The 8740-nt window shown below is 65.6% G+C and carries 5 protein-coding genes; 4 read left to right on the top strand and 1 reads right to left on the bottom strand.

Going from position 1 to position 8740, the window contains the following annotated elements; genetic code table 11:
• A partial coding sequence (locus VJV41_RS16310) for an aminotransferase class III-fold pyridoxal phosphate-dependent enzyme (protein WP_325335488.1) occupies positions 1–636 on the bottom strand: 636 nt, incomplete at its 3' end.
• Between the two features lie 91 nt (positions 637–727).
• On the opposite strand from VJV41_RS16310, the gene VJV41_RS16305 reads away from it, so the two are divergent.
• The 4 genes from VJV41_RS16305 to treZ form a co-directional block, all read left to right on the top strand.
• Entirely contained in the window at positions 728–2905 is a 2178-nt protein-coding gene (locus tag VJV41_RS16305) for an acyltransferase family protein (RefSeq protein ID WP_325335486.1), read from the top strand.
• Positions 2905–5055 carry a glycogen debranching protein GlgX gene (glgX, locus tag VJV41_RS16300; protein ID WP_325335484.1) on the top strand — a complete coding sequence of 717 codons (2151 nt, stop codon included), beginning with the start codon at positions 2905–2907 and terminating at the stop codon, positions 5053–5055. Before VJV41_RS16305 ends, glgX begins: the two co-directional genes overlap by 1 nt.
• A 3-nt stretch (positions 5056–5058) precedes the next feature.
• Positions 5059–7269, top strand: coding sequence for a malto-oligosyltrehalose synthase (gene treY, locus VJV41_RS16295; RefSeq protein ID WP_325335483.1), 2211 nt, complete (start codon positions 5059–5061; stop codon positions 7267–7269).
• A partial coding sequence (treZ, locus tag VJV41_RS16290; protein ID WP_325335482.1) for a malto-oligosyltrehalose trehalohydrolase occupies positions 7262–8740 on the top strand: 1479 nt, incomplete at its 3' end. The genes treY and treZ, both read left to right, overlap by 8 nt.

The following is an 8740-nucleotide window of genomic DNA, read 5'->3' as shown; positions in this document are numbered from 1 at the left end:
AGCCGCCAGTTCGTCGGCGTGCTCGGCCAGCTGTTTCTCGAACGCCTCGCTGTATGCCGCGTCGTAGTCCGTCGGGACCCGCGGGGCGAACTCCTGGTGAGCCAACACGTCGGTCCACAGCGAGTGCATGCCGCCGTCGGGGTCGCACACGCTCATCGGCGTGAAGGTGTCGCCGTGGTAGCCGCCGCGCCAGGTCATCAGCCGGTGCTTGGCGCGCCGGCCGATGCTACGCCAGTACTGCAGCGCCATCTTGACGGCGACCTCGACCGACACCGACCCCGAGTCGCTGAAGAACACGGTGTCCAGCCCGTCGGGAGTGAGCTCCACAAGCAATTGCGCCAGCCGCGCCGCGGGTTCATGCGTCAGACCGCCGAACATCACGTGGTTCATCGTCGCGAGCTGCTTGGTGACGGCGGCGTCGAGAACCGGGTGGGCGTGCCCGTGGATGGCGGTCCACCAGGAGCTCATCGCGTCGAGCACTTCGACCGGCCGCCCGTTGTGAATCACGGTCAGCCAAGCCCCGCGGGCACCCACCGCCACCACCGCGGGCATCGCCTCGGCACCGATGGTGCTGTAGGGATGCCAGACATGGGCAGCGTCGATCGCACTGATCTCCTCAGGCGTCAACGCGGACATGAAACGGCAGCCTAATCCTTTGCTCACCGGCCCTGACGCTTCGGCCGCGACAGGAGGCCGCAACAGATCTTCGGTAGATTTACCGTCGACCATGATGACCCTTGCCCCTCCCCGGCCGGCGCCCGTGACCGATCCGGGTCCCACCCCACGCGCCGCAAAATCGTCCCAGGGGGCGCGTGGGTCTGGCTTCTACCGACACGATCTCGACGGGCTGCGTGGCATCGCCATCGCCCTCGTCGCGGTCTTTCACGTGTGGTTTGGCCGTGTTTCGGGTGGGGTCGACGTCTTCCTGGCGTTGTCGGGCTTCTTCTTCGGTGGGCGCGTGCTGCGCACCGCGCTGACCCCCGGCGCATCGCTGTGGCCGGTTCCCGAGATCGTCCGATTGGTTCGCCGGCTGTTGCCCGCGCTCGTCGTCGTGCTCGCGGCCTCGGCGGTGCTGACAATCCTGATCCAACCGGAGACGCGCTGGGAGACGTTTGCTGACCAGAGCCTGGCAAGCCTGGCCTACTTCCAGAACTGGGAATTGGCCAACACCGCGTCCGACTACCTTCGCGCCGGTGAGGCGGTCAGTCCGCTGCAGCACATCTGGTCGATGTCGGTGCAGGGCCAGTTCTATATCGCCTTTCTGGCGCTGATCTTCTCGTTCGCTTGCGTGTTACGCCGGCACTGGCGCAAATACACGCGGATTTCATTCGTGGTCCTGCTGAGCGCGCTGACCGTCGCGTCATTCGTGTACGCGATATTTGCTCACAACGCCGATCAGACGACCGCGTACTACAACAGTTTCGCCCGTGCCTGGGAGCTGTTGCTGGGCGCACTGGTGGGCGCAGTCGTGCCGTATATCCGGTGGCCGATGTGGTTACGCACGACGCTCGCGGCCGTCGGGCTGGCCGCCATCCTGTCGTGCGGCGCCCTGCTCGACGGCGTGAAGGAGTTCCCCGGCCCGTGGGCGCTGGTCCCTGTGGGGGCCACCATGCTGATCATCCTGTCGGCGGCCAATCGGCTGGCCGATCCGCAAACCGGTGGCCGGCTGCCCGCACCGAACCGCCTGTTGGCAGCCGCCCCGTTCGTGTCGCTCGGTGCGATGGCGTACTCGCTGTATCTGTGGCATTGGCCACTTCTGATCTTCTGGCTGTCCTACACCGGACGACCGCGGGTGAACTTCGTCGAGGGCGCCGCGGTGCTGCTGGCCTCGGGTGTGCTGGCATGGCTGACCACTCGCTACGTCGAAAACCCGCTGCGGTATCGCGCTCCCGAGACGGTCACCCCGATGGTGCCCCTGTGGGAGCGGCTGCGCCGACCGACGATCGTGCTGGGCTCGACGGTCGGCCTGCTCGGTGTGGCGCTGACCGCGACGTCCTTCACCTGGCGCGAACACGTCACCGTGCAGCGCGCGAATGGCGATGAGCTGGCGCGACTTTCGGTGCAGGACTACCCCGGCGCCCGCGCCCTGCTGAACAACGCCAGGGTGCCCAAGCTGCCCATGCGCCCGACGGTGCTGGAGGCCAAGGAGGACCTGCCGGAGACCACCACCGACGGCTGCATCAGCGATTTCGACAACGACGAGGTGATCAACTGCGCCTTCGGCGACAAATCGGCCACCCGGACAATCGCCCTGGCCGGCGGCTCGCACGCCGAGCACTGGATCACCGCGCTGGATCTCCTTGGACGGTTGCACCACTTCAAGGTCGTGACGTACATGAAGATGGGTTGCCCGCTGACTACCGAAGAGCTGCCGCTGGTGATGGGCGACCTCCGCCCATACCCCGGATGCCGTGAATGGAACAAGCGTGTGATGCCCAAACTCATTTCCGACCATCCGGATTTCGTGTTCACCACCTCCACCCGTCCGTGGAACATCAGGCCTGGCGACGTCATGCCCGCGACCTACATCGGCATCTGGCAGACGTTGTCGGACAACAAAATCCCGATCCTGGCGATGCGTGACACGCCGTGGATGGTGCGCAACGGACAACCGTACTTCCCTGCAGATTGCCTGGCCAGCGGCGGCAACGCGATCTCCTGCGGGATCAAGCGATCCGACGTACTGTCGGATCACAACCAGACACTGGATTTCGTCGCGCAGTTTCCGCTGCTGAAGCCGCTCGACATGAGTGATGCGGTGTGCCGCAAGGACATTTGCCGCGCCGTGGAGGGAAACGTGTTGCTGTATCGCGACGCCCACCACATCTCGACGACCTACATGCGCACGATGGCAGGGGAACTCGGGCGCCAGATCGGCGCGGCCACCGGCTGGTGGGTTGGCTGATGGCTTCCGCCGAACCGGCCTCGGTCCCCACCGTCTGGCCGGGCAGCAGTTACCCCCTTGGCGCCACCTACGACGGTGCGGGCACCAACTTCTCGCTGTTCTCCGAGGTGGCCGAGCGCGTCGAACTGTGCCTGATCGCCAAGGACGGCAGCGAGGAGCGCATCAACCTCGAGGAGGTCGACGGCTACGTCTGGCACTGTTATCTGCCCACCATCACACCAGGCCAGCGCTACGGCTTCCGGGTGCACGGGCCGTGGGACCCCGCGGCGGGCCACCGCTGCGATCCGAGCAAGCTCCTGCTCGATCCGTACGGCAAGTCCTTTCACGGTGATTTCGACTTCAGCCAGGCGCTGTTCTCCTATGACCTGAAGGCCGACGACCTCGCCTCCGGCGGCGCCCCCCCGCACTTGGACTCGCTGGGACACACGATGACCAGCGTCGTGATCAACCCGTTCTTCCAGTGGGCGTCCGACCGCGCGCCGCGCACGCCCTACCACGAGACGATCATCTACGAAGCCCACGTCAAGGGCATGACTCAGACCCATCCGGGCATCCCTGAGGAACAGCGCGGCACATACGCAGGCCTGGGACATCCGGCGATCATCGACCACCTGAAGTCGCTCAACGTCACCGCGATCGAGCTGATGCCCGTGCACCAGTTCATGCATGACCACCGGCTCATCGATTTGGGTCTGCGGAATTACTGGGGATACAACACTTTTGGCTTCTTCGCGCCGCATTACCAGTACGCCGCCAACCGGCACGCGGGTGGCGCGGTGGCCGAGTTCAAGACGATGGTCCGGTCGTTTCACGAGGCCGGGATCGAGGTCATCCTCGACGTCGTCTACAACCACACGGCAGAGGGCAACCACCTCGGCCCGACCATCAATTTCCGCGGCATCGACAATGCCGCGTATTACCGGCTGCTCGACGGTGATTTGCGGCTCTACAAGGACTTCACCGGCACCGGCAACAGCCTCAACGCGCGCATGCCGCACACTTTGCAGCTGATCATGGACTCGCTGCGCTACTGGGTGCTGGAGATGCACGTCGACGGGTTCCGCTTCGACCTGGCCGCCGCGCTGGCCCGCGAGTTTTACGATGTCGACCGTTTGAGCGCCTTCTTCGATCTGGTGCAGCAGGATCCCGTGGTCAGCCAGGTCAAGCTGATCGCCGAGCCGTGGGACGTCGGCGAGGGTGGCTATCAGGTCGGCAACTTTCCAGGTTTGTGGACGGAATGGAACGGGAAATATCGCGACACTGTGCGCGATTACTGGCGGGGTGAACCCGCGACACTGGGTGAGTTCGCCTGCCGGTTGACCGGTTCGTCGGACCTGTACGAGGCCACCGGGCGGCGTCCCGGCGCGAGCATCAACTTCGTGACGTGTCACGACGGCTTCACGATGAATGACCTGGTCTCCTACAACGAGAAGCACAACGAGGCCAACGGCGAGGACAACCGCGACGGCGAAAGTCACAACCGGTCGTGGAACTGCGGCGTCGAGGGGCCCACCCGCAAGGCGGACGTCCTCAAGCTGCGTGCCCGGCAGATGCGCAACATCATGGGAACGCTGATGGTGTCCCAGGGCACGCCGATGATCTCGCATGGCGACGAGATCGGACGCACCCAGCGGGGCAACAACAACGTCTACTGCCAAGACTCCGAGCTGTCGTGGATGGACTGGGCGCTGTGCGAGAAGAACGCAGACTTGCTCGCGTTCACGCGCAAAGTCACCCAGTTGCGCAAGGAACACCCCGTGTTCCGCAGGCGGCGGTTCTTCGACGGGACCCCGATCCGCAGCGGTGAGCAGGTGCGCGACATCGCATGGCTGACCCCTGCGGGTAAGGAGATGACGCCCGAGGACTGGGGCGCGGCGTTCGGCAAGAGCATCGCGGTGTTCCTCAACGGTGACGCGATTCCGGAGCCCAACGCCCGCGGCGAGCGGGTCGCCGACGACTCGTTCCTGCTCTGCTTCAACGCACATGATCAGGCGCTCGACTTCGTCGTCCCGGAAATGGACTACGCCAAGGAGTGGACGGCAGCGCTGGACACCGCCGCACCGACCGGGGCGACCGACCTGGTGGTTCGCGCAGGCGAGAAGATCTCGATGCAGGCGCGTTCGCTGCTGGTGCTGCGTAAGACCGCCTGACACATGGCAGTCCCGCTGTCGACGTATCGGCTGCAGATGCGTGGCGACTGCTTCACCTTCGCCGACGCCGAGAATCAGCTCGACTACCTCGCCGAGCTCGGCGTGTCGCATGTGTATCTTTCGCCGATCCTGACCGCTGTCGACGGGTCAACGCACGGCTACGACGTCACCGACCCCACCACGGTGTCGGCCGCGCTGGGCGGCCCAGAGGGTCTCGCACGACTGTCAGCGGCGGCACGCGAAAGGAAGATCGGCCTCATCGTTGATATCGTCCCCAACCACGTCGGTGTCGAGAAGCCAGAACAGAACTTGTGGTGGCGGGATGTTCTGGAACATGGCCGTTCTTCGCCATACGCCTCATACTTCGACATCGACTGGGACCTAGATCCGCAAGGCCGAATTGTGTTGCCGGTCTTGGGGTCCGACGACGACGGCGCCCCGCCGGGGTATCCAGCCGACAGTTCGCATTTCCGGCTGGTCGGCTGGCGTAACGGAATCTGCGGCTATCGCCGGTTCTTCTCGATCACGTCGCTGGCCGGGCTGCGGCAGGAGGACCGCGCCGTGTTCGACGCCACGCACGTGGAGGTCAAGCGCTGGTTTAGCGAGGGCCTGGTCGACGGGGTGCGCATCGACCATCCGGACGGATTGTCCGATCCCGCAGGCTATCTGGCGTGGCTGCGAGAGATCGTGGGTCCGCGGGCGTGGATCGTCGTCGAGAAAATCCTCGCGGTCGACGAACCGTTGGAACCGACACTGCCGGTCGCGGGCACCACCGGCTACGACGCGCTGCGCGAAATCGGCGGAGTGTTGATCGATCCCGCCGGCGCCGGGCCGCTGACCGCGTTGTTCGAATCGACAGGGGTCTCCTACGGCGAGATGCCGGAGGCGGGCCGCCTGCTCAAGGCCGAGGCCGTCACGCACACACTCGGCAGCGAGCTGGCCCGGGTATGCCGGACCATCGTCGAGTCGACCGGCGTCGACCACGCCGACCTGCCCACCGCGGTCGCCGAGCTGATCAGCAGGATCCCCGTCTACCGCTCCGACTATCGGTCGCTGTCGTTGGTGACTTCGGATGCGATGGCCGAAACCGCAGCCGCCCGACCGGAATTAGCAAAGCCGCTGGCAATCGTTTCGGCGGCGCTGGGCACCAGCACTGCGGCGACGGTACGCATACAGCAACTCTGTGGCGCGGCAACCGCGAAAGCAAAAGAGGATTGCCTGTTCTATCGCGACGCCCGGCTTGTGTCGCTCAACGAGGTAGGTGGCGAGCCCGAGCGCTTTGGGGTCAGCATCGCGGAGTTTCACCAGCGGGCCGCCACGCGCGCACGGCTGTGGCCGCACACAACGGTGGCCCTGAGCACCCACGACACCAAACGAGGCGAGGATGTACGGGCCCGCATCGGGCTGCTCTCGCAGGTGCCCTCGCTGTGGGCGCAGTACGTCGATGCCTGGCAACAGCGCACCGCACCACCCGACCGGGCAACCGGACTCTTCCTCTTGCAGAACATGTTCGGGGTCTGGCCCGCCGATGGCGCGGTGACAGATGAGCTCCGGCGCCGCGTACACGCCTATGCCGAAAAGGCGATCCGCGAGTCGGGCGCCAGCACGTCTTGGCACGACCCGGACACCGAATTCGAAGCCGCAGTGCACACATGGATCGACGCGATCATCGATGGGCCGGTCGGCACGGAGCTCACAGGACTGCTCACTCGCCTGGACCTGCATGCCCGCAGCGACGCACTCGCCCAGAAGTTGTTGGCGCTCACCGTGCCTGGCGTACCCGACGTCTATCAGGGCACTGAGCTGTTCGAGGACAGCCTGGTGGACCCGGACAACCGGCGGCCGGTCGACTATCAAGCTCGCCGCGACGCGCTCACCGCTATGAACCACCCCAAGATCAGGGTGGTGACGGCCGCGTTGCGGCTGCGGCGCGACCGTCCCGCCAGCTTCACCGGCGGCGGCTATACACCCCTGCTGGCAGAGGGCCCTGGCTCCGAGCATCTGGTGGCGTTCCTCCGCGGCGACGATGTGCTGACCGCGGTGAGCCGCCACACCGTGCGGCTTTCCGAAACCGGTTGGGGCGATACCGCTGTCGAGCTGCCGGACGGCCCGTGGACAGACCGGATCAGTGGCAGACGGTTCAGCGGACGCGTATTGGCGGTCGAGTTGTTTGCTGACCTGCCGGTGGCGCTGCTGGTGCGAGACGATGACTGAATTCGCGGTGTGGGCGCCGCGGCCGAAGCGGGTCAGGCTCGACGTCGATGGCGCGCTGTACCCGATGGAGCGAGAAGACGACGGCTGGTGGCGCAGTGAGGTCGACGCCCGGCCTGACGCCCGATACGGGTTTGCTCTCGACGACGACCCGACCGTGCTGCCCGATCCGCGTTCGCCCCGCCAGCCCGACGGGGTGCACACCCGCTCGCAGCTGTGGCAGCCCGCACCCGGCGCATGGACTGACGACGACTGGCCCGGCCGCTCGATCGAGGGCCGCGTCATCTACGAACTGCACATCGGTACCTTCACGCCGGATGGCACGCTCGACTCGGCGATCGAAAAGCTGGACTATCTGGTCGATCTCGGTGTCGACTTCGTCGAGCTGATGCCGTTGAACGCGTTCGGCGGCACGCATGGGTGGGGCTACGACGGCGTGCTCTGGTATGCGGTGCACGAGCCGTACGGAGGACCCGACGGTCTGATCCGTCTGATCAATGCCTGCCACCGCCGCGGTCTCGGCGTGTTGATCGACGCGGTGTTCAATCACCTTGGCCCGTCGGGCAATTACCTACCCCGCTTCGGGCCGTACCTTTCGTCGGGCAGCAACCCGTGGGGCGAGTCGATCAATATCTCCGACGCGGACGCCGACGAGGTGCGCCGTTACATCATCGACTGCGCGCTACGCTGGATGCGCGACTTCCACGCCGATGGTCTTCGGCTCGACGCCGTGCACGCGCTCGTCGACACGACCGCCATCCACATCCTCGAGGAGCTGGCCGCCGAAACCGATACGCTGGCCGAGAAATTGGGCCGGCCCCTATCGCTGATCGCTGAGAGTGATCTCAATGATCCGCGGTTGATCACTCCGCGTGATCGCGGCGGATACGGCATGACGGCACAGTGGGACGACGACATCCACCACGCGATCCACGCCGCGGTCTCGGGTGAAAGACAAGGCTATTACGGCGATTTCGGGTCGTTGGAGACGCTGGCGCAGACTCTGAAGAACGGCTACTTTCACGCGGGGACGTATTCGTCGTTTCGGCACCGCCGGCACGGCCGCCCGCTGGATACCGCGACAACCCCGGCCACACGGCTGTTGGCGTACACGCTGACGCACGACCAGGTCGGCAACCGCGCGGTCGGCGACCGGCCGTCGCAGAACCTGACGTTCGGCCAGCTCGCCGTCAAGGCGGCGCTGTCGCTCGGCTCGCCGTATACTGCAATGCTTTTCATGGGCGAGGAATGGGGCTCGTCGTCGCCGTTTCAGTTCTTCAGCAGCCATCCTGAGCCGGAACTAGCGAGGGCCACCGCGGAGGGCCGCAAACGCGAGTTCGCCGAACATGGCTGGGACGCCGACGAGATCCCCGACCCGCAGGATCCGGCGACCTTCGAACGATCCAAGCTGAACTGGGATGAGGTCGACAACGGCGACCACGGCCGGCTGCGGCGGATTTACCAAGACCTGATC

The sequence above is a fragment of the Mycobacterium sp. genome, assembly GCF_035274705.1.
Lineage (GTDB): Bacteria > Actinomycetota > Actinomycetes > Mycobacteriales > Mycobacteriaceae > Mycobacterium.
Note: the sequence above shows the minus strand (reverse complement) of the source record. Positions and strands in the feature narration are given on the sequence as shown.